A 23,266-nucleotide genomic window follows, 5' to 3' on the forward strand; every position below is an offset into this window, starting at 1 on the left:
CAGCGGCATTTTTATTTAGCAAGGGGACAACATGGACATTACCGCAACCGCCAACGCGCTGTTGCCGCTGCTCGGCGGTAAAGAGAACATCGCCAGCGCCGCCCACTGCGCCACGCGCCTGCGCCTGGTGCTGGTGGACGACAGCAAGGTGGACAAAGAGGCCATCGGCAAACTGGACGGCGTTAAAGGCTGCTTCAGCAACGCCGGCCAGATCCAGGTGATCTTCGGCACCGGGCTGGTCAACAAGGTGCATGCGGAATTCATCAAGGCGGCGGGCGTCAGCGAATCCAGCAAGACCGAAGCCGCCGATATCGCGGCGAAAAAGCTCAACCCGCTGCAGCGCATCGCCCGCCTGCTGTCGAACATCTTCGTGCCTATCATTCCGGCGATCGTCGCTTCCGGCCTGTTGATGGGGCTGCTCGGCATGGTGAAAACCTACGGCTGGGCCGATGCCAACAGCGCGTTGTTCATCATGTTGGATATGTTCAGCTCGGCGGCGTTCATTATTCTGCCGATTCTGATCGGCTTCACCGCCGCACGCGAATTCGGCGGCAATCCCTATCTGGGCGCCACGCTCGGCGGCATTTTGACGCATCCGGCGCTGACCAATGCCTGGGGCGTCGCCGGAGGGTTCCACACCATGAACTTCTTCGGTCTGGACATCGCCATGATCGGCTACCAGGGCACGGTATTCCCGGTGCTGCTGACGGTGTGGTTCATGAGCCTGTTGGAAAAACGGCTGCGCAAGCTGATCCCCAACGCGCTCGATCTGATCCTGACGCCGTTCCTGACGGTGGTGATCTCAGGCTTTGTCGCCCTGCTGTTTATCGGCCCCGCCGGCCGCGCGCTGGGCGATGGCATCTCCTTCGTGCTCAGCACGCTGATTGCTCATGCGGGGTGGTTAGCCGGGCTGCTGTTCGGCGGCCTCTATTCCGCTATCGTCATCACTGGCATCCACCACAGTTTCCACGCGGTAGAAGCCGGGCTGCTCGGCAACCCCAATATCGGCGTCAACTTCCTGCTGCCGATCTGGTCGATGGCCAACATCGCTCAAGGCGGCGCCTGCCTGGCGGTCTATTTCAAAACCCGCGACGCCAAAATCAAAGCCATTGCGGTGCCTTCGGCCTTTTCCGCCATGCTCGGCATCACCGAGGCGGCGCTGTTTGGCATCAACCTGCGCTTCGTGAAACCGTTTCTGGCGGCGCTGGCGGGCGGCGCGCTCGGCGGCGCCTGGGTGGTGGCCAACCATGTCGGCATGAACGCGGTCGGGCTGACGGCGATCCCCGGCATGGCGATCGTGCAGGCCAGTTCTCTGGTCAGCTATATCATCGGTCTGGCGATCGCGTTTGGCAGCGCCTTTGTCCTCTCCCTACTGCTGAAATACAAAACGGACGCGCAATGATGGAAGAACTCAGCTTAATCAAACAGGCACTGCGGGCGGTAATGAACGGCCAGCCGCTCGCGCTGCGCGATCCGCACCGACCGGACTGGCATCTGGCACCCAGCGTTGGCCTGCTGAACGATCCCAACGGCTTTATCCAGCACAACGGCGTTTATCATCTGTTTTATCAGTGGAATCCGCTGGGTTGCGATCATCGCAACAAATGCTGGGGACACTGGCAGTCGGCTGATTTGCTGCGTTGGGAGCACCAGCCAATCGCCCTGGCGCCCGGCGCCTGTTACGACAGCCACGGCTGTTACTCCGGCTCGGCGGTGGTGGCGGAAGGCAAAATCACGCTGCTCTACACCGGCAACGTGAAATTCCCAGACGGCTCACGCACCGCTTACCAATGCCTGGCTCAGGAAAGCGAACGGGGCGAATATCGCAAACTCGGGCCGGTGCTGCCGCTGCCGGAGGGCTACAGCGGTCACGTACGCGATCCGAAAGTGTGGCGTCATCAAAATGACTGGTACATGGTGCTCGGCGCGCGTGACCTGCAGGATCGCGGCAAGGTGCTGCTGTTTCGTTCCAGCGATCTGCGCGACTGGCAAGCGCTGGGAGAGATCGCCGGTTCCGGACTGAACGGCTTAGAGGAATTCGGCTACATGTGGGAGTGCCCGGACCTGTTCTCGTTGGACGGCGACGAGGTGTTGATCTGCTGTCCGCAGGGGCTGACGCCGCAGCCGGAACGCTATCTCAACCGTTATCAGGCCGGTTATCTGCTCGGCAAGCTGGATTACCGGCAGGCGGCCTTCAGCCACGGCGAATTCCGCGAGCTGGACGCCGGCTTCGAGTTCTACGCGCCGCAGACGACGTTGGCGGAAGATGGCCGCCGCCTGCTGTTCGGCTGGATGGGCGTGCCCGAGCAAGATGAAGAAGCCCATCCGACGCGCCGTTACGGCTGGATCCACACCATGACCTGCCCGCGCGAACTGTCGCTGCGGCATGGCCGCCTCCACCAGCGCCCGGCGCGCGAGCTGCAACAGCTGCGCGGTGAGCGAGCAGGCTGGCAAGGCCGCGCCGATAACGCCCCCGCCTATGCGCTGGGGGCCGCGGAGCTGCAATTGACGCCGCAGGGCTCGTTCAACGCAACCTTTGGCGACGCGATGACGCTGAACTGGGACGGCGAAAGGCTGCGGCTGACACGTGCTTCCCTGACCGACGGCCGGCCGGAGCACCGTTACTGGCGCGGCCCGGTCACGCATCTGCAACTGCTGTTCGATCGTTCCAGCGTGGAGATTTTCATCAACCACGGCGAGGCGGTGATGAGCGCACGCTACTTCCCGGCGGGTGAGCCGCAACTGCGGCTGTGCGGGAGCGCGCCGCTGGCGTTGGAATACTGGCCGCTGACGCCATGCATGCTAGAATGACGCATCCTCCGATGACTTCAGATGGCGTCAGTGAAAAAAAATAAACGCATTACCATCAGTGACATCGCCACGCTGGCCGGGGTGTCGAAATCGACCGCCAGCCTGGTGCTGAACGGCCGCAGCAAGGAATACCGGGTGTCCGACGACACCCGCGATCGCATTCTGGCGCTGGCGCACGAACACCATTATCAGCCCAGCATCCACGCCCGCTCTTTGCGCTCCAACCGCAGCCACACGCTGGGGTTGGTGGTACCGGAGATGACCAACTACGGCTTTGCGGTGATTTCGCGCGAGCTGGAAACGCTGTGCCGCGAAGCCGGGCTGCAGCTGTTGATCGCCTGTACCGATGAAAACCCGGCGCAGGAAATGATGGCGGTGAACAGTCTGGTGCAGCGGCAGGTGGACGGCTTGATTGTCGCCTCCAGCCAGCTAAACGACGCGGAATACCAGAAGATCAATGTCGGACTGCCGGTGGTGCAGATGGACCGTCTGATCGCCGGTTCCGAACTGCCGCTGGTGATCACCGATTCGGTCAACTCGACCGCCGACCTGGTGGAAAAGGTCGCGCGCCAACATCCGGACGAGATCTATTTTCTCGGCGGGCAGCCGCGCATTTCGCCGACCCGCGATCGGCTGGCCGGTTTCCAGCTTGGCCTGCAGCGCGCCGGCATCGAGTGCAAACCGGAATGGATCATCAACGGCAACTATCACCCCAGCTCAGGGTACGAGATGTTCGCTCAGCTGTGCGCACAGCTGGGGCGGCCGCCCAAAGCGCTGTTTACCGCCGCCTGCGGCCTGTTGGAAGGGGTATTGCGTTATCTGACTCAACATCAGCTGATGGAGAGCGACATCCACCTGTGCAGCTTCGACGATCACTACCTGTTCGACTGCATGACGCTGAAGATCGATACGGTCGCACAGGACTGCCGGGCGCTGGCGCAACATAGCTTCGACCAAGTCACCGCACTGATCGACGAGCGGCCGCTGGAACAGAACGCGCTTTATCTGCCGGGCCGTATCCGCTGGCGCCATGCCGGTTCCCGGGCTTTGTTGGCCGAAGAGTGATATCTCTGAACCAGTAAAAAGGGCGCCGAAGCGCCCTTTTTTGTTTCATCAGCCCGCTACTTGGCGGCGCCTTCCATGCCCACCAGCCCCACTTTCAGGTAGCCGGCTTTACGCAGGGTGTCCATCACGCTCATCAGCGTTTCATAGTCCACGCTCTTGTCCGCCTGGAAGAAGATGGTGGTTTCTTTGTTCGCCTGGGTACGTTGATCCAGCACCGAAGTCAACTGATCGGCATTCACCGGCTGATCGCCGACGTAGAGCTGCTTGTCGGCCTTCACCGACAGGAACACCGGTTTTTCCGGCCGCGGCTGCGGCTTGGCGGAGGAGGCCGGCAGATCGACGCGGATATCTACCGTTGCCAGCGGCGCGGCCACCATAAAGATGATCAACAGCACCAACATGACGTCGATAAACGGCGTCACGTTGATTTCATGCAGTTCGCCGCTGTCGTCCAGATCTTCATTTAAGCGCATCGCCATGTCTCACCCCGCCCGCAGTTGATGTGCGTGCTGTGAGCGCTTGGCTTCCGCCGTCGCGGCCAGATCCAAATCACGGCCCTGCAGCAGCAGGACCTGCGCCGCTACGTCGCCCACCTGCGCGCGGTGGCCGCTGATGACGCGAGCGAAGATGTTGTAGATAACGACGGCAGGGATAGCCGCGACCAGACCCAGTGCGGTCGCCAACAGCGCTTCCGCGATGCCCGGCGCCACAACCGCCAGGTTGGTGGTCTGCGAATGGGCGATGCCGATGAAGCTGTTCATGATGCCCCACACGGTGCCGAACAGGCCGACGAACGGCGAGATGGCACCGATGGTGGCGAGGAAGCCGTTGCCGCGGCCCATGTTGCGGCTGTAGGCCGCCACGCGGCGCTCGAGGCGGAAGCCGGTGCGCTCTTTGATGCCGTTGTTGTCGTTGGATTCCGCAGACAACTCCAGCTCATTTTGCGCGTCGTTCAGCAATACCGCGCTGACGCTCTCCGGACCGAAGTTTTGCGCCAGTTCGGAGGCTTCATCCAGCGAGCGCGCTTCGGCCAGCGCCAGCTGTTCGCGGCGCAGACGGCGCTTGGCGCGCAGCAGTTCGCTGCCTTTGGAGAACAGAATGGTCCAGGTCACGATCGAGGCCAGCACCAGGCCGATCATTACCGCTTTCACCACCGCGTCGGCGTGCTGGTACATGCCCCAAACGGACAGGTCCATGCCGCGGGTTTCCGGTGGCTGGATCGTTGGCGCCGGGTTCACCGGCGTGATGCTCTCCGGCGCGGCGGCTGCAGCAGGTGCAGGCGCGGTGGTCGGCGCAACGCTTTCGGCAACGGCCGGATTGCTCGCCGGCGCGGCCTGCGCGCTGCCGGCCAGCCCTACGACCAGCACCATAGATGCCATCAGGCCGCGGCCGAAGGCCTTGCCCCACTGCGCCCGGCCCTGGCCGAACGATCCTTGATTTAAATTCTTGCCAGCCGTTTTCACGCTGTGCCTCCACCCATTACCGATCAAAATTAAGGAATAATTCAGCGTGCGATCATATCAAACCAACCGGGGATTGATAGTGGTTCTCATTATTATTTACCAAATAAACGAGAAAATTTTAGCCAGCCCCGTTACAAAGCGCCAATCTGTGTCCGTTCACCGCCAAATGCCCCTTTTATAGGGTGATTTCGTTACTTTTATCCCACAACGGCGCAACAAGACCACGCTGCCGAACGGCGTCTTGACCGATGAATGGGCTTCTCTCTCGCACCACGGCAGAAGGATGAGGCGAGAAATGCACGCCCGACAGACAATTATAGCCGTTTCTATATCTGGAAGTTAAAACGTCTGGATGGCTATATTAACTCATGTTAACGTAAGGGCTATCGTAAACGGGCACGTGCAGAGCAACCAGAGGTGAGCCAGGTACCATGACGTCAAAACATATCGAAACCGCGCTGATCGGCGCCGGCCGCGGCAAACGCTACACCCAGGGCTCCGTCAATCCCGTCACGCAACGCGCCTCTTCTTTGGTCTTCGACTCCGTCGCTGCCAAAAAACACGCCACCGCGCAACGCGCTCACGGCGAGCTGTTTTACGGCCGACGCGGCACCCTGACCCACTTCGCCCTGCAGGATGCGATGGTGGAGCTGGAGGGCGGCGCCGGCTGCGTGCTGTACCCCTGCGGCGCGGCGGCGGTGGCCAATGCGATCCTGTCGTTCGTCGGCGCCGGCGATCACCTGCTGGTCACCGGCTCTGCGTACGAGCCGACCCAGGATTTCTGCACCCATATCCTCGGCCGCATGAACGTCAGCACCACCTATTTCGATCCGCTGATCGGCGCCGACATCGCCAAACTGATCCAGCCCAATACCCGCGTGGTGTTCCTGGAATCCCCCGGCTCCATCACCCTGGAAGTGCAGGATATCCCGGCGATGGTGCAAGCCATTCGCGCCGTGGCGCCGGAGGTGGTGATCATGATAGACAACACCTGGGCGGCGGGGGTGCTGTTCAAGGCGCTGGATTTCGACATCGACATTTCTATTCAGGCCGGCACCAAATACCTGATCGGCCATTCCGATTACATGCTTGGCACCGCCGTCGCCAACGCGCGCTGTTGGGATCAACTGCGCGAGTACTCCTATCTGATGGGGCAGATGGTGGATGCCGACACCGCCTACATGGCGAGCCGCGGCCTGCGTACCCTGAGCGTGCGCCTGAAGCAGCACGAACGCAGCAGCATCGAGGTCGCCAACTGGCTGGCGGCGCGGCCGGAGGTGGCGACGGTCAATCATCCGGCCCTGCCGAGCTGCAAGGGCCACGAGTTCTACCGCCGCGACTTCAGCGGCTGCAACGGGCTGTTCTCTTTCGTGCTGAAGGAACGGCTGGACGATACGCAGTTGGCCGCTTACCTGGATAACTTCAGCCACTTCAGCATGGCCTACTCCTGGGGCGGCTTCGAGTCGCTGATCCTGGCCAACCAGCCGGAAGAACTGGAAGCGATCCGCCCGGCGGGCGGCGTCGATTTTTCCGGCACGCTGGTGCGGTTGCATATCGGCCTGGAGAACGTCGAAGACCTGATCGCCGATCTGGCGGCCGGCTTCGATCGCCTCAATGGCGTGCGCTAAGGCGGATTCCGATAATTTTCTTCGTCTCGTTTAATGTCGGCTTAAGCTATTAGCGGTACACTAACCGGGTAACTGTCAGATACGGTAACCGCCGCATCCTGGAGAATGTGACCCCGGGCGCAACCGGCATGCAACAGGACATAAAATGGATGTATTACGAGAGATTATTCATGCGCTTTGGCAGCAGGACTTTATCGCCCTCGCCGATCCAAGCGTAATTTGGGTGGTTTACGCCGTACTTTTCACCACTCTGTTTTTGGAAAACGGACTGCTGCCCGCCTCCTTCCTTCCCGGTGACAGCCTGCTGCTGCTGTCGGGCGCGCTGATCGCCAAAGGCGTGATGGGCTTTGCCCCCACCCTGCTGATTCTGACCGCCGCCGCCGGTCTCGGCTGCTGGCTGAGCTATATCCAGGGCCGCTGGCTGGGCCACACCGGCCTGGTGAAGAGCTGGCTGCTGCAACTGCCGGCACAGTACCACCAGCGCGCGCACAACCTGTTCAACCGCCACGGGCTGACGGCGCTGCTGATCGGCCGCTTCCTCGGTTTCGTGCGCACCCTGCTGCCGACCATGGCCGGCATTTCCGGGCTCAACAGCTCTCGTTTCCAGGTGTTCAACTGGCTGAGCGCGGCGATCTGGGTCTGCGCGCTGGTCGGCCTCGGCTACGCGTTCAGCCAAATCCCTCTGGTGAAACGCTACGAAAGCCAGGTGATGACCGGCCTGATGCTGCTGCCGCTGCTGCTGCTGTTTGTCGGCCTGCTGGGCGCCATGCTGGTGATCTGGCGTAAAAAACGCGCCGCCTCTTCCTGAATCGGGCGCGCTACAGCGCCTTCTCGACCAACGCCAGACTGGCAGGCAGTTTGCTCACCAGCGTATCCACCGCCAGCCGCACCTTCAGCGGCAGGTGAGGCGTGTGCGGCCACACCGCATGCGCTTCAAAGGCGGCGCCCGGCCGATCGCGCAGCAAGCGCACCAGTGCCCCGCTCAACAACTGCTCACGCACCAGCCAGCACGGCAGCCAGGCGATGCCGAAACCCGCCGTCGCCGCATCCGCAATCGCCTGCAGGTCGTCCATTTGCAGCCGGTTGTTCGGCATCACGTCCTGCGGCTTGCCGTCGCTATCCAATACCAGCCAGCTGCGCCGTGCGCCGGCGCGCATATAGGTCACCGCCTCATGCTGCGCCAGTTGCTCGATGCTGTGCGGTTCGCCGCACCGCTGCAGATAGGCCGGCGAGGCGCACAGCGTCATACGGTGATCGCCGATGCGGCGCGCCACCAAGCCGCTGCTGTTGGCCAGCGTACCGTTGCGGATCGCCATATCGAAGCCGTCCTCAATCAGATCCACCACCCGATCGCTGAACGACAGCTCCAACTCCAACCCAGGATGCTCGCGCGTCAGTTCGGTCAGCAGCGGCGCAATGCACATGCGGCCAAACAGCACCGGCATCGACACCCGCAGCCGACCGCTGACCTGCCGCTTGCCCGACTCCAGCAGCGTTTCCGCGCCACGGATCTCCTCCAGCGCCCGCAGGCAGCGCTCGTAGAACAGCGCACCGTCGTCGGTCAGGCTCTGGCTGCGCGTGGTGCGATGAAACAGCCGCACCCCCAGCCGCTGCTCCAACCGGGCGATAGTTTTGCCGACCGCCGAACGCGAAAGATGCAGCCGACTGGCCGCCACTGCAAAACTGCCCGCCTCCACGGCGGTAACGAATACCGAAATGCCGCTCAACCGATCGCTCATGATTTGTCGCTCTGAAAGAAACAATCTGCGGAAATCTTATCGCCACTGGCGAACCTTCATCAACGATATTATCGGCAGGTCTGTTAATCGCTGACTTTGGAGAACATCATGACCAATACAATGCAACGCTGGACGATGAGCGCCCTGGGGCGTGAGCACCTGCAGCTGAGCGCAAGCGCCATCCCACAGCCGGGGCCGCACGAAATCAGAGTGAAAGTGAAGGCTATCTCACTCAATTACCGTGACAAACTGATGATAGAAAGCGGCATGGGGCTCACGCTGCCGCAGCCGTTCACGCCCGCCTCGGACATGGCCGGCGAGGTCGATGCCATCGGCCCCGGCGTCAGCCGCTTTCAGCCCGGCGCGCGCGTCATTTCCACCTTCAGCCCCGGTTGGCTCGACGGCGAGCAAAAACCCTACGGCGATGCGCGCCGGGTGCCTTACCACACCCTCGGCGGTTTTTATCAGGGCGTGCTGGCGGAATACGTGATTTTGCATGAAGACTGGCTGGTAGCGGCGCCGGCGTCGCTGGACGACGTCCAGGCCAGCACCCTGCCGTGCGCCGGGCTGACCGCCTGGTTCGCGCTGGTGGAACAAGGCAAACTGCATGCCGGCGATACGGTGCTGGTGCAAGGCACCGGCGGCGTGGCGCTGTTCGCGCTGCAGATCGCCAAAGCCCACGGCGCGGAGGTCTATGTCACCTCCGGCAGCGATGAAAAGCTGGCGCGAGCCCTGGCATTGGGCGCCAATCATGGCATCAACCGGCTGGACGGCGATTGGGTGGAGGCGATTTATGCGCTGACGCAGGATCGCGGCATCGACCATGTGATCGACACCGTCGGCGGCACCAACCTCGGCAACTCGGTGCGCGCCGTGGCGGTGGGAGGACGCATCTCGGTAATCGGCATCCTGGAAGGCAACGAGATTTCCGCTCCCGCCGGCCCACTGCTATTAAAATCCGCAGTGATTCAGGGCATCGGCGTCGGCCACCGCCGCGCGCTGGAAGACCTGGTGCGCGCCGTGGACGCCGTCAACCTGCAGCCGGTGATCGACCAGGTATACCGCTTCGATCAGCTGTCTCAGGCGTTGGATCACCTCGATCGCGGGCCATTCGGCAAGATCGTCTTAACCCCATAAACGCGGCTCAGCCCTCCAGCAGCAGCGGGTTGGCCTCGCGCAGCCGGGCGACTTCATCGCTCGGCGTCATGCCGAACAGCCGTTTGAACTCGCGGCTGAACTGCGACGCGCTTTCGTAGCCGACGCGGATCGCCGCCGTGCTGGCCTTCAGACCGTCATGCACCATCAACAGGCGCGCCTTATGCAGCCGGTACGACTTCACGTACTGCAGCGGCGAAGTGTTGGTCACCGCCTTGAAGTTGTGATGGAACGCCGAGACGCTCATGTTGACCTCGCTGGCCAACTGCTCGACGTTGATGCTGTCGGCATACTGATGTTCGATACGCCGCAGTGCCTTGGCGATCTGGCTGAAGTGGGTATGCCGATTGACCAACTCCTGCAGCGACGCGCCGCAGGCGCCGCGCAGCACATAATAGAGAATCTCCCGTACGATCTGCGGCCCAAGCACCCGGGCGTCGAGCGGATTGGCCATCACGTCCAGCAGACGCTCGGTGGCGCACAGCAACTCTTCCGTCATTTCCGCCAGGTTCACCCCGTTGCTCTCCGCCCGCGGTTGCATCAGGTAGTCGTCATCGCCGATGTCGATCAGCAAGTCCTGCAGCATTTGGGTATCGATATTGACCGCCAACCCAACCAGCGGCAGTTCCGGGCTGGCGAAGGTTTCGCATTCAAACGGCAGCGGCACCGTCATCAGCAGGTAGTTGCGCGGATCGTATTGGAACTTCTTATTGCCGCAATAACCGACCTTGTGCCCCTGAAAAACGATGACGATCCCCGGTTCATACATCACCGGCTGACGCGGGCTGTGGCGATCGACATACAAAATCTTCACCCGCGGCACCGGCGACGGCGTGTAGCCGTTGCCGCTGGCGATAGCCATCGCCTGGCGCGCCATGCGGCTGCGCAGCGCATCGATTTCAATCACGGAAACACCCTCTTACAGTCAGAACGATTCGGCATAAATCATAATTTAAAACTCGCCATTTCTACAGTGACTTGTAGGAATAGGCAAGAACCAAACAGGAATGTGCATTGTGCGTTGCCGCCCGGTTCCTGACAATACGGGCCAGACACCTTTGCGCCGCTTTGGCGCCCGCCTGACAGAAAGAGAGAAATCAACCATGCACAACTTCATTCTGCATACCCCAACCAAAATCCTGTTCGGCAAGGAGCAAATTGCCGAAGTGGCCAGCCAAATCCCGGCGGACGCGCGCATCCTGATCACCTACGGTGGCGGCAGCGTGAAGAAAAACGGCGTGCTGGATCAGGTGCATAGCGCGCTGGCCGGCCGCGACGTGCGGGAGTTCTCCGGCATCGAGCCGAACCCGACCTACGAAACGCTGATGAAAGCGGTCGAGGTGGTGAAAGCGGAAAACATCGATTTCCTGCTGGCGGTCGGCGGCGGTTCGGTGGTTGACGGCACCAAGTTCATCGCCGCCGCCGCCCGTTATACCGCCAGCAGCGACGCCTGGCACATTCTGCAGACCGTCGGCAGCCACATCGCCGACGCGGTGCCGATGGGCTGCGTGCTGACGCTGCCGGCCACCGGCTCCGAGTCCAACAGCGGCGCGGTGATCACCCGCAAAAGCAGCGGCGACAAGCAGCACTTCTTCTCACCGCTGGTGCAGCCGCGCTTCGCCGTGCTGGATCCGGTGGTAACCTACTCGCTGCCGCCGCGCCAGATCGCCAACGGCGTGGTCGACGCCTTCGTGCACACCCTGGAGCAGTATCTGACCTATCCGGTCGACGCCAAGGTGCAGGATCGCTTCGCCGAAGGCCTGCTGTTGACCCTGCTGGAAGACGGCCCGCGCGCGCTGGCCGAGCCGGAGAACTATGCGGTGCGCGCCAACGTGATGTGGAGCGCCACCATGGCGCTGAACGGCCTGATCGGCGCCGGCGTGCCGCAGGACTGGGCGACCCACATGCTGGGCCATGAGCTGACCGCCATGCACGATCTCGACCACGCGCAAACGCTGGCCATCGTGCTGCCGGCGCTGCTGCACGAGAAGAAAGCGCAGAAGCGCGAAAAACTGCTGCAGTATGCTGACCGCGTCTGGGGCCTGCGCGAAGGCAGCGAAGACAGCCGCATCGACGGCGCCATCGCCGCCACCCGCGCCTTCTTCGAGCAGATGGGCGTGCCGACCCGCATGGCGGATTATCAGCTCGACGGCAGCAGCATTCCGGCGCTGCTCGACAAGCTCCATCAGCACGGCATGACCGCCCTGGGGGAGCATCAGGACATCACCCTGGACGTCAGCCGCCGCATTTATGAAGCGGCGCGTTAATCGCAAAACGGCGATTTTTTGCTAGGCTTTAGTCTCCGCCAGCCATTTTCGCCGCATCCTGCGCCCGGCCGATCACCGGGCGCAGTCGGGCGCTTCAGCGCCGCCGATCGTTTCGCACCACTCGTCTTACCGCTCATTCGCAGGGAGAGCGGGAAAAAATAGCCCTCCCGCCACCGCTGAAATTAGGCTGGCAAACCCGGCAACCGCCCATTTTGCCAACTAGAATTTATCTATAGCCGTTTCGGCGCCGCAGGCGCCGCAATCCGTACACAAGGAGATGCGCATGACAACGCAACAACCCATCATCAAACTCCACGATGGTAATCTGATGCCGCAGTTGGGTCTCGGCGTTTGGCAGGCGAGTATTGAAGAGACCACCCGCGCGGTGAGCAAAGCGCTGGAGATCGGTTACCGCTCCATCGACACCGCCGCGATCTACAAGAACGAGGAAGGCGTCGGCGCCGCGCTGCAGTCCAGCTCGCTGCCGCGCAGCGACCTGTTCATCACCACCAAGCTGTGGAACGACGATCAGGGCGATCCGCTGGCGGCGCTGGAAACCAGCCTGGAAAAACTCAAGCTGGACTATGTGGATCTGTATCTGATCCACTGGCCGCGCCCGCAGCAGGATCAATACGTCTCCGCCTGGCGCGAGCTGATCAAACTGCGCGAGCAAGGCCTGGTGAAAAGCATCGGCGTATGCAACTTCCATACGCCGCACCTGCAGCGCCTGCTGGATGAAACCAACGTGGCGCCGGTCGTCAACCAGATCGAGCTGCACCCGCTGCTGCAACAGCGCCAGCTGCGCGCCTGGAACGCCACGCACCATATCGCCACCGAATCCTGGAGCCCGCTGGCGCAAGGCGGTGAAGGCGTGTTCGACCAGCCGCTGATCAAGGCGCTGGCCGAGAAATACGAGAAAACCCCGGCGCAGATTGTGGTGCGCTGGCACTTGGACAGCGGTCTTATCGTCATCCCGAAATCAGTCACGCCGTCGCGTATCCGCGAAAACTTCGAGGTATTTGATTTCAAACTCGATAAGGACGAGCTGGGCGAGATCGCCAAGCTGGACGTCGGCAACCGCCTGGGGCCTGATCCGGATACCCTGTAACCCCCTCAAGCCCTCTCCGGCCGGAGGGGGCTTTTCCTTCCCGCACATTGCTCCCTTGCGCCGCCTGACGTTATGATGACGACGCCGGAGGCTCCAGCCGCCGGTTCACGCCGTTAAAAAAACAGACAAGCACGGAGCACCATGAAATTTTCTTTCTCACACGGGTCACGGCTGGGCATGCTTTGCATCATGCTGGTGCTGGCGGGTTGCGCCGGCAAGAAACAGCGCGTCAGCTACGATCGCCACGCCTTCGACAGCGCCATTAAAGACGCCGCCAGCGAATACGGCGTGGACGCCAAGCTGATCACCGCCATGATCCAGGTGGAGTCCGGCTTCAACCCTTCCGCAGTGAGCAGATCCAATGCGATCGGCCTGATGCAGCTGAAAGCCGATACCGCCGGCTGCGATGCCTATCGCTACAAAGGCAAACGCGGCTGCCCGGACGACGATGACCTGCGGGATCCCGACACCAATATCGATCTCGGCGCCGCCTATCTGGCCACCTTGCAAAAACAACAGCTTAAAGGGATCGCCAATCCCGTCACGCTGCGCTACGCCACCATCATCGCCTACGTCAACGGCACCGGCGCGCTGCTGCGCACCTTCTCCAGCAACCGTCAGCAGGCCATCGCGATGATCAACAACCTGTCGCCGGAGGCCTTTAACTGGCACGTGCGCAAATACCATCCCGCGCCGCAGGCGCCGCGCCATTTGATGAAAGTGGAAGCCGCCTACGAGCAGCTGTGACGCTCAAAAGTAAAAAGGAGAACCCGGGGGTTCTCCTTTTTGTTTACGCACGCGGTGCGGCCGTTACGGCTTGGCTTTGCGAATCGGTTTACGCGGCGGCCGGTTGGACGGCGTGCGCTGCCGATTGATATCGGTATGTTTGGTCAGCGCCGGCCGGGTATGGCGCTGCAGCCGTTTCGCTTCGCGCTGCTCGTCGATGCTCGGCGCCGGCACCAGACAATCGCGGCGGCTGCCGATCAGGTGCTTCAGGCCCATCTCTTCCAGCGCGGCGCGGATCAGCGCCCAGTTGGCCGGATCGTGGTAACGCAGCAGCGCCTTATGCAGGCGGCGCTGGCGATCGCCGCGCGGCACCACCACGTCTTCACTCTTGTACCCCACCTTGCTCAGCGGGTTTTTGCCGCTGTAATACATGGTGGTGGAGTTGGCCATCGGCGAAGGATAGAAGTTCTGCACCTGATCGAGGCGGAAACGGTTCTTCTTCAGCCACAGCGCCAGGTTCACCATGTCTTCATCACGGGTGCCCGGGTGCGACGAGATAAAGTATGGGATCAGATACTGCTCTTTGCCCGCCAGCTTCGAATAGTGATCAAACAGCTGCTTGAAGCGATCGTAGCTGCCCATGCCCGGTTTCATCATCTTCGACAGCGGGCCTTCTTCGGTGTGCTCCGGCGCGATCTTCAGGTAGCCGCCGACGTGGTGGGTCGCCAGTTCCTTGATATAGCGCGGATCTTCCACCGCCAGATCGTAACGTACCCCGGAGGCGATCAGGATCTTCTTGATGCCCTCCAGCGAACGCGCGCGGCGGTAAAGCTTGATGGTCGGCTCGTGGTTGGTATCCATATAGGTGCAGATCTCCGGATACACGCACGAGGCGCGGCGGCAGGTCTGCTCAGCGCGCGGGTTGGTGCAACGCAGCATATACATGTTGGCGGTCGGGCCGCCCAGATCGGAGATCACACCGGTAAAGCCCGGCACCTTGTCACGGATCTCTTCGATTTCGCGAACGATCGAATCTTCCGAACGGCTCTGGATGATGCGCCCTTCGTGCTCGGTGATCGAACAGAACGAACAGCCGCCGTAGCAGCCGCGCATGATGTTCACCGAGAAACGGATCATGTCATAGGCCGGAATGCGATCCTGGCCGTAGGACGGGTGCGGTACGCGTTGATAAGGCAGGGCGAAGACGCTGTCCATCTCCGGCGTGGTCAGCGGGATCGCCGGCGGGTTGATCCACACGTAGCGATCGCCGTGTTTTTGCATCAGCGCGCGGGCACAGCCTGGGTTGGTTTCATGGTGCAAAATACGCGAGGTGTGCGCATACAGCACCTTGTCGCCCTTCACTTTCTCGAAGGACGGCAGCAGCACGTAGGTCTTCTCCCACGGCTTCGGTTTGGCGGCGCGCACGGTGACAGGTTTGGCTTCCGGCTCTTTCGGCTTGGCGCCGTCGGCGCACGGCAGATCCTCGCCGTACGGGTTCGGGATAGGTTCGATGCGGCCCGGCTTGTCGAGGCGGGTGGAATCCACGCCGCTCCAACCCGGCAGCGCTTCTTTGCGCATCACCGCAGTATTGCGGATATCGTGGATATCGCCGATCTTCTCACCGGCGGCCAGACGGTGCGCCACTTCCACCAGCGGACGCTCGCCGTTGCCGTAGATCAGCATGTCGGCTTTGGAGTCCACCAGCACCGAGCGGCGCACGGTATCAGACCAGTAATCGTAGTGGGCGATGCGACGCAGACTGGCTTCAATGCCGCCCAGCACGATCGGCACGTCTTTATAGGCTTCTTTGCAGCGCTGGCTGTAGACCAGGGTGGCGCGATCCGGCCGCTTGCCGCCGACGTTGCCGGCGGTATAGGCATCGTCGTGGCGCAGTTTGCGATCGGCGGTGTAGCGGTTGATCATCGAGTCCATGTTACCGGCGGTGATGCCGAAGAACAGGTTCGGTTTCCCCAACCGCATGAAGTCTTCTTTATTGCTCCAGTCCGGCTGCGCGATGATGCCGACGCGAAAGCCTTGCGCTTCCAGCATGCGGCCGATGATCGCCATGCCGAAGCTTGGGTGATCGACGTAGGCGTCGCCGCTGATGATGATCACGTCGCAGCTGTCCCAGCCCAGTTGATCCATCTCTGCCCGCGACATCGGTAAAAACGGCGCGGTGCCAAAACATTCGGCCCAATAAGGCTTATAGGAAAACAGTTCACGATCGGGTTGGATCAGGCTGGTGGTGCTCATTCTGCTGCTCTTTTTACAGGTTAATTAATCGCCGGGCGGCGATTATACGCACTAGCAGCAAAAAGAGCATGGTTATTTCGCTAACCGTTCACTTCGAATTCATAAACGTCGCTGCGGCACAAGATATCGCTGAACTCCAGCGCCTCACCCTGAGCGTTGCGGCTGGTTTGGATGATGTGCAACAACGGCGCGCCGCACGGCACGTTGAGCAGTTCGGCGACCTCGTCGCTGCAGGACACCGCCTTCAACAGAAAGTGTTTATCCTCCGGCACGATGCCGCGCGATTGCCATAACGCATACAGCGAGTGTTCCAGCTCCGCCGGTTCGGGCAAGAAGCGCGGTGGTATATAGGTGGTTTCCAGCGAGACCGGGCTGCCGTTCAGCAAGCGTAACCGCCGCAGTTTGATCACTTCATCCCCCTCCGCCAGTCCCAACGCCGCCGCGGCCTTGGCCGGCGCGCCGACTCGGGTGCGCAGCAGCCATCGATTGCTGACGCGGCTGCCATGACGCAGCGCCTGAGCGGTAAACCCGCTGTCCTTATCGAGGGAATAGCCGATGCGCATCGCCACGCGGGTGCCAACGCCCTGCTGCCGCGAAATCAGCCCCTTCTCCTCCAGCAGCTTCATCGCCTTGCTGACGGTGACACGCGACAGCGCCAAACCTTCCGCCATCTGCCGTTCCGGCGGCAGAAATGCCTCCGCCGCCAACACCTGCTGCCTGATCGCGGTTTCTATCGCCGTCGCCAGCTGAATATAACGCGGCGCTACCGCCCCCTGGGCCAGATGGCCACGCAGCCAGGCCATAAAATCCGTCATTCGCCCGCCCTCTTACCTATGCCATTTGTCTGGATTTCGTTTTTTATCCTATCGCCGATCCAGCGATAAGCCCCTCACCTTAACTAAAATATCGCTAATGTTTTCAGAGTGGCATCACAATTTTTGCCTAATGGACTTTCATTGGATCTAGATCGCGCGTAATCTGTGCTTATTGATGTTGATACATCAATCGCACCAACACCAGGGACCCACTTTAAAAACAATAAAAAACCCGCTGCCAGCCCTAAAGGATACCCTTGATGGCCGGTAGCGGGCCTATACTGTCAGCACAAACGGCCGAGAATAAGCAACGTAGCTAATGGATAGCCTGCTCACTGCTCATCGCCGCATCACAGGATCCCCTCGCGGTGGGCGAACCGGATCGATGTCGGCAAATAGAAAGATTCCCGCTTCGCCAAACCCCGCTGCAGACCCACTCTTTGACTACACTCATTGGCGCCGTGCGGCCGACGTGCCTCACCCGATAAGGCGGATACCGCCCTCATTTTGACAGACCCGGCGGCATCAGCCGCTACACACTGCGCGGAATCGGCGTCTTCACCGATAACGGGATAGCCGGCCTCAACCGCGCCAACGGAATCGATTTTCAGTCAACTGCGGCGGCCCTCGCGGCCCTGCGCAACAGGGATCATTTGCTATGACCGATATCAATCGCAATGAAGCATGGAAGGTAGAAAGCACCGGTATCGACCGGGTGCCGGACGCGGAACAGACCGGTAAGCCCATCGAGCTGTTTTGGATCTGGTCGGCAGCCAATATCGGTATTCTCGGCGTGGTGTACGGCGCCATCATCGTCGGCTTCGGCTTATCCTTTCTGCAATCGGTACTCGCCGCGCTGGTCGGCGTCGCCAGCTTCGTGCTGGTCGGCCTCACCAGCTTCGCCGGCAAGCGTGGGCGTACCTCTACGCTGACGCTCTCGCGAGTGATTTTCGGGCTGAAGGGCAACGTGGCGCCCACCCTGTTCAGTTGGATCAACCTGATGGGCTGGGAAGCGGTCAACGTGATCACCGGCACCCTGACGCTGGCGGCGCTGTTCGAGGCCTTCGGACTGGGAACCAGCCACCTGCTGACCGCGCTCAGCCTGCTGCTGTTCGGCGGGCTCACTGTCGTCGTCAGCCTGCTGGGGCAAAATACCGTGGTCTGGATGCAAAGCTGGTTCAGCCGCATCTTCGGCACCATGACGCTGATCGTGGTGCTCTATATCCTGTTCAATACCGAGTGGAGCCAGGTGCTGGCGCTGCCATCCGGCAGCTGGCTGACCGGTTTCCTGCCGGCGGTATCGGTGATCGCCGCCGGCACCGGCATCAGTTGGGCAATCGCCGGCGCCGATTACAGCCGCTATCAAAGCCCGAGCTCGTCGAGCAAAGGCATTTTCGCCGCGGTGATGGGCGGTGCCTGTTTGCCACTAATGCTGCTGATGCTGGCCGGTATTCTGCTTTCCGTGCAGCTCCCCGATCTGGCCAGCGCCGCCAACCCCATCGCGCTGATAGGCTCCGTGCTGCCCGCCTGGATGGCCATCCCTTATCTGCTGGCCGCCACCGCCGGCATCGTCACCATCGCGGTGCTCAGCCTGTATTCCGCCAGCCTTAACCTGCTGACCATCGGCGTGCAGGTCAAACAGTGGCTGGCGGTATCGATCGACGCCGTAGTGGTGCTGGGCATCGCCCTGTATGTCCTGTTCATCTCCGGGGATTTCATGGGGCCGTTCATCTCCTTCCTGGTGTTCTGCGGGGTGTTCCTGGCGGCCTGGGAGGCGATTTTCCTGCTCGATTACCTGTGCCTGCGCCGCCGCCACGGGTATGATGGCAACGCTTTGTACGGCCTGCATGGCCAGAACCGCGGCGTGCGCAAAGCCCCGCTGTTCTGCTGGTTCCTCGGCGCCCTGTGCGGCCTGCTGGTCACCAAAACCGGTTTTATCGACGGCCCGCTGGCCAAAGGCTTGTTCGCCGACTCCAGCCTGGGGCTGTTTGTGTCGTTTGCGGTTAGTCTGATCGCTTACGGTCTGTACCTGACCCAACGCAGAGAACATCAATGAATGAGTGGGAAGCTGTAACACCTGTCCTGGTGATGGGGGGCGCGGTCGGCGATCTGGTGATGACGCTGCCCCGCCTGCCGACCAGCGGCGAAGATATCGAAGCCCAGCCGCAGGCGCGGCAAATCGGCGGCTGCGCGTTCAACGTAGCGCGCGCGCTGACGCGCCTTGAAGTGCCGGTGATCAACGGTATGCCGGTCGGCAACGGCGAATGGGGCGCGGCGATCGAAGCCGCCATGGGCGAACTGGGGCTGGAGGTGCTGTTGCGCCACGGCCAGATGGACAACGGCTGGTGCCTGGCGCTGGTGGAACCGGACGGCGAACGCACCTTTATCACGGTTTCCGGTTGCGAAAGCCAATGGAATAAAGCGCAGCTGGCGACCCTGCCGCTGACGGAACACACGCTGATCTACGCCAGCGGCTACGAGCTGGCCGGTGAAAACGGCGAAGCGCTGCGCGAGTGGCTGACGCGCATGCCGTTCGACCAACCGCGCCTGATCGATCCCGGCCCGCGCATCGCCCAGCTCAGCGAAGATTTCTTCGCCATGCTCAGCGACAGCCACACCCTGCTGACGCTTAACCGCGACGAAGTGGCCACGCTGTGCGGCGCCGGCGACGCCGTGGAGGCCGCACAGCGCTATGCCGCCGCGCGTAATCTGACGCTGATTTGCCGCCTGGATCGCGACGGCGCATGGATCTGCGACGGCCGTACGCCGCCGCTGCACGTTCCGGCCTATCCGGTAGAGGTCGTTGACACCATCGGCGCGGGCGATGCCCACTGCGCCGGTTTGCTGGCGGGCCTGTCCGCCGGCTGGCCGCTGCCGCAGGCGGTCGATCTGGCCAACCGGGTCGCCGCTTGCGTGGTGGCCAGCCTCGGGGCCGCCAATCCGCCGGACCAGCAGCAGCTGCAGCAGCGCTTCCCGCAGGCCTGACGTTTCAGGGCGCAGCAAAGCCGCGCCCTCTGCCTCACTGCGCCGCCGCCGCGTTCTCCTGCGGCAGGTGGCGATAGTTGAAGCTCAACGCGAACACAATCCCCAGCACCAGCGTATACAGCGCAAACACCAGCCAGATGCTCTGCCAGTCTTTCACGCCGTCATGGCTGAAGAAGTCCACCACCTCACCGCTGGCGAGCGCCCCCAGATAGGCGCCCAAACCGTTCACCATGGTCATGAACAGCCCCTGCGCGCTGGCGCGGATGCGGTGATCGGCCTCCTTCTCGACGAAGATGGCGCCGGAGATATTAAAGAAGTCGAACGCACAGCCGTAGACAATCATCGACAGCAACAGCAGCACGAAACCAAAGCCGACCGGCGTGCCGTACGCCAGGAATAGAAAGCGCAGCGTCCAGGCCGCCATGCTGATCAGCATCACCTGCTTGATGCCGTAACGGCGCAGGAAGAAGGGTATGGTGAGGATAAAGAACACTTCAGAGATCTGCGACAGCGACAGCAGCACCGCCGGATACCGGACGCTGAGGCTGTCCTGATACAGCGGATTGAGCGACAGATCGTGCAGGAACGGGTTGCCGAAGGTATTGGTTATCTGCAGCGCCGCCCCAAGCAACATGGCGAACAGGAAAAACAGCGCCATGCGCCGCTGGCGGAACAACACCAGCGCATCCAGCCCCAACACGCTCACCCAGCTCTTCGACTCGGCCGCGCGGTTGGTCGGGCAGCGCGGCAGCGTCAGCGAATAGGCGGACAGCAGCAGTGACGCCGCAGATGCCAGATACAGCTGCAGATTGCTGAGCTCGATGCGGCTGAAACCGACCAACCACATCGCCAGAATGAACCCCACGGTGCCGTACACCCGCACCGGCGGAAAGTCCCTCACCGTGTCAAAGCCGTGTTTCTCCAGGCAAAAATAGGAAATGGCGTTGGAGAGCGCGATGGTCGGCATATAGACCATGGCATTGAACAGCATCACCCAGAACATCAGCATCGGTTGCTCGACCTGCGCTGCGCAGTACAGCGCCAGCGCCCCGAGCAGGTGGCAAAGCGCATACAGGTAGTTGGCCTTCATCCAACGGTCGGCGATGATGCCCGCCAGGCCCGGCATGATCAGCGCCGCAATGCCTTTGGCGCTGTAAACCATCCCCACCTGCATGCCGCTGAAATGCAGCGTGTTGATCATGTAGGAGCCCAGCGTCACCAGCCAGGCGCCCCAGATAAAGAACTGCAGGAAAATCATTACCTTCAATCGTGTTTTTATCGCCATCGCCATCACCTTGTTATTATGCTTTCAACGATGATTGATGCGGCGGGCCCCCTGCAGCCCGCCGCCGGTTTGCTTGCGGTGTTACAGCGTTTTGAACAGCTCGCGGATCAGGCGCATGAAATCGTCCGCCGCCAGCGCCGCGCAGCTGAGCGTTTGTTCGTGAGAAAGAGGCGTATCCGACAGCCCTTCGGCGTAGTTGGTCATCGCGGACACCACCAGCACCTTGAGGCCACAGTGGCGCGCCGTCAGGACTTCCGGCACGATCGACATGCCCACCACGTCGCAGCCCAGGGTCTGCATCATGCGGATCTCCGCCGGCGTTTCGAAGTTCGGCCCGGTGTAGGCGGCGAATACCCCTTCCGCCAGCGGGATGCCCGCGCTTTCGGCCACCGCCGCCAGCCGGGCGCGCAGATCGCGATCGTAAGCGTTCGCCAGGCTGAAGAAGCGCGGCCCGAAGCGATCGTCGTTGGCGCCGACCAGCGGTGATTCCGGCATGAAGTTGATGTGATCGGTAATGGCCACCAGGCTGCCCGGCGCCACCGAACGGCGCAGCGAACCGGCGGCATTGGTCGCCAGCAGGAATTCGCAACCCAGCAGTTTGAAGGTGCGCACTGCGGTGGTCATCACCTGCATGCCACGCCCTTCATAGAAATGACCGCGCCCTTTCATGCACAATACCGGCACGCCCTCCAGCTTGCCGGCGACCAGTTGCCCGGCGTGGCCGGCGACGCCGCTCACCGGGAAGCCCGGCAGCTCCGCGTAATCGAGGATGACGGTTTCGGTCATCACCTCCGCCAGGGCGCCGAGCCCGGAGCCGAGAATCAAGGCCGCTTTCGGCTGGAAACCCGGCAGGCGTGCGCGGACGACATCGGCGCAGGTAAAAGCATCTTCTTGATTAAACATCGTATTCTCTCTTTCAGCGGGGGATAATAAGCCCCATAGTAGAGAGCGAGGCGCGGCCGAGACCAATACATTCTTGGCGGCCGATTTATTCCATTTACCTATAAGTTGAGCTGCGTCACAAGGAGGAGATACCCCGGATGAACCCGCCCCAAGCCCTGCCCGATCCCGGCCGGATTAACTTCCGCCTGCTGCACTATTTCCGCGTGGTGGCGGAAGAGATGAACTTCACCCAGGCGGCGCGGCGGCTGAATATGTCACAGCCGCCGCTCAGCAAACACATCAAAGAGCTGGAGAGTCAGCTTGGCGTCGTGCTATTCAAACGCACCACCCGCTCCATGACGCTGACGCCGGCCGGGCGCACGCTGCTGCGCAACGTCGAGCGGCTGCTGGATCAGGCCGACAGCGCGTTGCATCAGGTGCAACAGATGGGGCGTGGCGAAGGCGGCCACATGGTGGTCGGCATGGTCGGCACCTCGGCCTGGGGCGGCCTGATCGCGGCGCTGCGGCGGTTCAGCGAGCGGAGCGCCGGCGTCACCTGGTCGTTGAACGAGCTGACGCCCAGCCAGCAAATCGCCGCGCTGCAAAAGCGGCATATCGACATCGGGGTCTGGCGAGAGGCGCAGCAGCAGACGCTGCCGGGGTTAACCTGCCAACGGTTGGCAAGCGAGAGCATCGCCGTGGTGCTGCCGCTCGATCATCCGCTGGCGCGGCAGGAAAACATCCCGCTGGCGGCGCTGCAGAACGACAGCTTCATCGTGCTGCCGCCGCATGAGGCCAGCCTGGGGCTGTATCTGCACAATCTGTGTCTGCAGCAGGGATTTCTGCCGGACGTCGCTTATCAGGTCAACGAACCGCAGACCCTGCTGGCGCTGGTGGCGGAAGGCTGCGGCATCACGCTGCTGCCGGACAGCTACGGCCGCATCCCGTGGCCCGGCGTACGCTTTTGCTCGCTGCAACAGGCGCCGCCGGCGGATCTGTACGCGGTATACCGCGCCGACAGCGTCACGCCGGTGGTGCAGGCCTTCCTGGAAATGCTGCGGGCGCCGTAAGCGGCCCACAGCGC

General features: G+C 61.9%; 20 protein-coding genes. 12 read left to right on the plus strand and 8 right to left on the minus strand.

From position 1 onward, the window contains the following. Positions 1-31 precede the first annotated feature (31 nt). From GT753_RS16355 to GT753_RS16365, 3 genes are read left to right on the plus strand one after another with little or no spacing between them, the layout of a single operon-like run. Positions 32-1,402: a sucrose-specific PTS transporter subunit IIBC gene (locus GT753_RS16355; RefSeq protein WP_160125776.1), complete on the plus strand. Its 1,371-nt coding sequence runs from the start codon at positions 32-34 to the stop codon at positions 1,400-1,402. Then, positions 1,402-2,811, plus strand: a complete 1,410-nt coding sequence (locus GT753_RS16360; RefSeq protein WP_160125807.1) for a sucrose-6-phosphate hydrolase — start codon at positions 1,402-1,404, stop codon at positions 2,809-2,811. Before GT753_RS16355 ends, GT753_RS16360 begins: the two co-directional genes overlap by 1 nt. A 21-nt stretch (positions 2,812-2,832) precedes the next feature. Further along, on the plus strand, positions 2,833-3,876 hold the full coding sequence (locus GT753_RS16365) for a LacI family DNA-binding transcriptional regulator (RefSeq protein WP_015379068.1): 1,044 nt from the start codon (positions 2,833-2,835) through the stop codon (positions 3,874-3,876). Between the two features lie 56 nt (positions 3,877-3,932). On the opposite strand, the gene exbD is transcribed toward GT753_RS16365, so the two are convergent. Next, positions 3,933-4,355, minus strand: a complete 423-nt coding sequence (gene exbD / locus GT753_RS16370) for a TonB system transport protein ExbD (RefSeq protein ID WP_004937307.1) — start codon at positions 4,353-4,355, stop codon at positions 3,933-3,935. Positions 4,356-4,358: 3 nt separating this feature from the next. Beyond that, positions 4,359-5,339, minus strand: a complete 981-nt coding sequence (exbB, locus tag GT753_RS16375; protein WP_085337159.1) for a tol-pal system-associated acyl-CoA thioesterase — start codon at positions 5,337-5,339, stop codon at positions 4,359-4,361. Between the two features lie 431 nt (positions 5,340-5,770). Here exbB and metC point away from each other — a divergent pair, with 431 nt between their 5' ends. Next, positions 5,771-6,967: a cystathionine beta-lyase gene (gene metC, locus GT753_RS16380; protein WP_004937302.1), complete on the plus strand. Its 1,197-nt coding sequence runs from the start codon at positions 5,771-5,773 to the stop codon at positions 6,965-6,967. 145 nt (positions 6,968-7,112) lie between these two features. Further along, on the plus strand, positions 7,113-7,775 hold the full coding sequence (locus GT753_RS16385) for a DedA family protein (RefSeq protein ID WP_004937300.1): 663 nt from the start codon (positions 7,113-7,115) through the stop codon (positions 7,773-7,775). Between the two features lie 10 nt (positions 7,776-7,785). Here the strand turns inward: GT753_RS16385 and GT753_RS16390 are convergent, their stop codons facing one another. Further along, a complete protein-coding gene (locus GT753_RS16390) occupies positions 7,786-8,706 on the minus strand; it encodes a LysR family transcriptional regulator (RefSeq protein ID WP_015379070.1) in 921 nt (306 codons plus the stop codon). A gap of 108 nt (positions 8,707-8,814) precedes the next feature. On the opposite strand from GT753_RS16390, the gene GT753_RS16395 reads away from it, so the two are divergent. Then, positions 8,815-9,843 (plus strand): NAD(P)-dependent alcohol dehydrogenase, encoded by a 1,029-nt coding sequence (locus tag GT753_RS16395; RefSeq protein ID WP_015379071.1) that lies wholly within the window; start codon positions 8,815-8,817, stop codon positions 9,841-9,843. Positions 9,844-9,850: 7 nt separating this feature from the next. On the opposite strand, the gene GT753_RS16400 is transcribed toward GT753_RS16395, so the two are convergent. Beyond that, positions 9,851-10,738: an AraC family transcriptional regulator gene (locus GT753_RS16400; RefSeq protein ID WP_156866316.1), complete on the minus strand. Its 888-nt coding sequence runs from the start codon at positions 10,736-10,738 to the stop codon at positions 9,851-9,853. A gap of 226 nt (positions 10,739-10,964) precedes the next feature. On the opposite strand from GT753_RS16400, the gene yqhD reads away from it, so the two are divergent. From yqhD to GT753_RS16415, 3 genes are all read left to right on the plus strand, one after another. Beyond that, a complete protein-coding gene (gene yqhD / locus GT753_RS16405) occupies positions 10,965-12,128 on the plus strand; it encodes an alcohol dehydrogenase (RefSeq protein WP_015379073.1) in 1,164 nt (387 codons plus the stop codon). Positions 12,129-12,411: 283 nt separating this feature from the next. Then, the gene (gene dkgA, locus GT753_RS16410) at positions 12,412-13,236 is read left to right on the plus strand and encodes a 2,5-didehydrogluconate reductase DkgA (protein WP_004937289.1); all 825 of its coding nucleotides are present in this window, start codon (positions 12,412-12,414) and stop codon (positions 13,234-13,236) included. Positions 13,237-13,377: 141 nt separating this feature from the next. Next, entirely contained in the window at positions 13,378-13,983 is a 606-nt protein-coding gene (locus tag GT753_RS16415) for a transglycosylase SLT domain-containing protein (RefSeq protein WP_004937286.1), read from the plus strand. A gap of 63 nt (positions 13,984-14,046) precedes the next feature. Here GT753_RS16415 and GT753_RS16420 read toward each other — a convergent pair whose 3' ends face one another. Further along, positions 14,047-16,215, minus strand: coding sequence for a YgiQ family radical SAM protein (locus GT753_RS16420; RefSeq protein ID WP_004937285.1), 2,169 nt, complete (start codon positions 16,213-16,215; stop codon positions 14,047-14,049). Positions 16,216-16,295: 80 nt separating this feature from the next. Next, complete coding sequence (locus GT753_RS16425; RefSeq protein ID WP_015379075.1) at positions 16,296-17,030, minus strand: GntR family transcriptional regulator; 735 nt, start codon at positions 17,028-17,030, stop codon at positions 16,296-16,298. A 658-nt stretch (positions 17,031-17,688) separates the two neighbouring features. Here GT753_RS16425 and GT753_RS16430 point away from each other — a divergent pair. Next, on the plus strand, positions 17,689-19,086 hold the full coding sequence (locus tag GT753_RS16430; RefSeq protein ID WP_004937281.1) for a cytosine permease: 1,398 nt from the start codon (positions 17,689-17,691) through the stop codon (positions 19,084-19,086). Continuing rightward, positions 19,083-20,015, plus strand: a complete 933-nt coding sequence (locus GT753_RS16435; RefSeq protein WP_033632069.1) for a PfkB family carbohydrate kinase — start codon at positions 19,083-19,085, stop codon at positions 20,013-20,015. The genes GT753_RS16430 and GT753_RS16435 overlap by 4 nt, the downstream gene beginning before the upstream one ends. Positions 20,016-20,049: 34 nt before the next feature. Here GT753_RS16435 and GT753_RS16440 read toward each other — a convergent pair whose 3' ends face one another. Both GT753_RS16440 and xapA read right to left on the minus strand, forming a co-directional pair. Next, positions 20,050-21,300, minus strand: a complete 1,251-nt coding sequence (locus GT753_RS16440; protein WP_015379077.1) for a nucleoside permease — start codon at positions 21,298-21,300, stop codon at positions 20,050-20,052. Between the two features lie 81 nt (positions 21,301-21,381). Then, positions 21,382-22,203, minus strand: a complete 822-nt coding sequence (xapA, locus tag GT753_RS16445) for a xanthosine phosphorylase (RefSeq protein WP_021505063.1) — start codon at positions 22,201-22,203, stop codon at positions 21,382-21,384. Between the two features lie 137 nt (positions 22,204-22,340). On the opposite strand from xapA, the gene GT753_RS16450 reads away from it, so the two are divergent. Continuing rightward, entirely contained in the window at positions 22,341-23,252 is a 912-nt protein-coding gene (locus tag GT753_RS16450; RefSeq protein ID WP_075685046.1) for a LysR family transcriptional regulator, read from the plus strand. Positions 23,253-23,266 lie beyond the last annotated feature (14 nt).

This window comes from Serratia sp. Z4 (assembly GCF_009900725.1).
GTDB lineage: Bacteria > Pseudomonadota > Gammaproteobacteria > Enterobacterales > Enterobacteriaceae > Serratia > Serratia nematodiphila.

Excerpts from the sequence above, each read along its gene's own strand:
- GT753_RS16450 (WP_075685046.1), top strand. The coding sequence starts at position 22,341 with ATGAACCCGCCCCAAGCCCTGCCCGATCCCGGCCGGATTAACTTCCGC.
- GT753_RS16420 (WP_004937285.1), bottom strand. The coding sequence starts at position 16,215 with ATGAGCACCACCAGCCTGATCCAACCCGATCGTGAACTGTTTTCCTAT.
- GT753_RS16425 (WP_015379075.1), bottom strand. The coding sequence starts at position 17,030 with ATGACGGATTTTATGGCCTGGCTGCGTGGCCATCTGGCCCAGGGGGCG.
- GT753_RS16435 (WP_033632069.1), top strand. The coding sequence starts at position 19,083 with ATGAATGAGTGGGAAGCTGTAACACCTGTCCTGGTGATGGGGGGCGCG.
- GT753_RS16365 (WP_015379068.1), top strand. The coding sequence starts at position 2,833 with ATGGCGTCAGTGAAAAAAAATAAACGCATTACCATCAGTGACATCGCC.
- yqhD (WP_015379073.1), top strand. The coding sequence starts at position 10,965 with ATGCACAACTTCATTCTGCATACCCCAACCAAAATCCTGTTCGGCAAG.
- dkgA (WP_004937289.1), top strand. The coding sequence starts at position 12,412 with ATGACAACGCAACAACCCATCATCAAACTCCACGATGGTAATCTGATG.
- xapA (WP_021505063.1), bottom strand. The coding sequence starts at position 22,203 with ATGTTTAATCAAGAAGATGCTTTTACCTGCGCCGATGTCGTCCGCGCA.
- GT753_RS16360 (WP_160125807.1), top strand. The coding sequence starts at position 1,402 with ATGGAAGAACTCAGCTTAATCAAACAGGCACTGCGGGCGGTAATGAAC.
- GT753_RS16385 (WP_004937300.1), top strand. The coding sequence starts at position 7,113 with ATGGATGTATTACGAGAGATTATTCATGCGCTTTGGCAGCAGGACTTT.
- GT753_RS16400 (WP_156866316.1), bottom strand. The coding sequence starts at position 10,738 with ATGGCGCGCCAGGCGATGGCTATCGCCAGCGGCAACGGCTACACGCCG.
- GT753_RS16390 (WP_015379070.1), bottom strand. The coding sequence starts at position 8,706 with ATGAGCGATCGGTTGAGCGGCATTTCGGTATTCGTTACCGCCGTGGAG.
- GT753_RS16415 (WP_004937286.1), top strand. The coding sequence starts at position 13,378 with ATGAAATTTTCTTTCTCACACGGGTCACGGCTGGGCATGCTTTGCATC.
- GT753_RS16440 (WP_015379077.1), bottom strand. The coding sequence starts at position 21,300 with ATGGCGATAAAAACACGATTGAAGGTAATGATTTTCCTGCAGTTCTTT.
- GT753_RS16355 (WP_160125776.1), top strand. The coding sequence starts at position 32 with ATGGACATTACCGCAACCGCCAACGCGCTGTTGCCGCTGCTCGGCGGT.
- GT753_RS16395 (WP_015379071.1), top strand. The coding sequence starts at position 8,815 with ATGACCAATACAATGCAACGCTGGACGATGAGCGCCCTGGGGCGTGAG.
- exbD (WP_004937307.1), bottom strand. The coding sequence starts at position 4,355 with ATGGCGATGCGCTTAAATGAAGATCTGGACGACAGCGGCGAACTGCAT.
- GT753_RS16430 (WP_004937281.1), top strand. The coding sequence starts at position 17,689 with ATGACCGATATCAATCGCAATGAAGCATGGAAGGTAGAAAGCACCGGT.
- metC (WP_004937302.1), top strand. The coding sequence starts at position 5,771 with ATGACGTCAAAACATATCGAAACCGCGCTGATCGGCGCCGGCCGCGGC.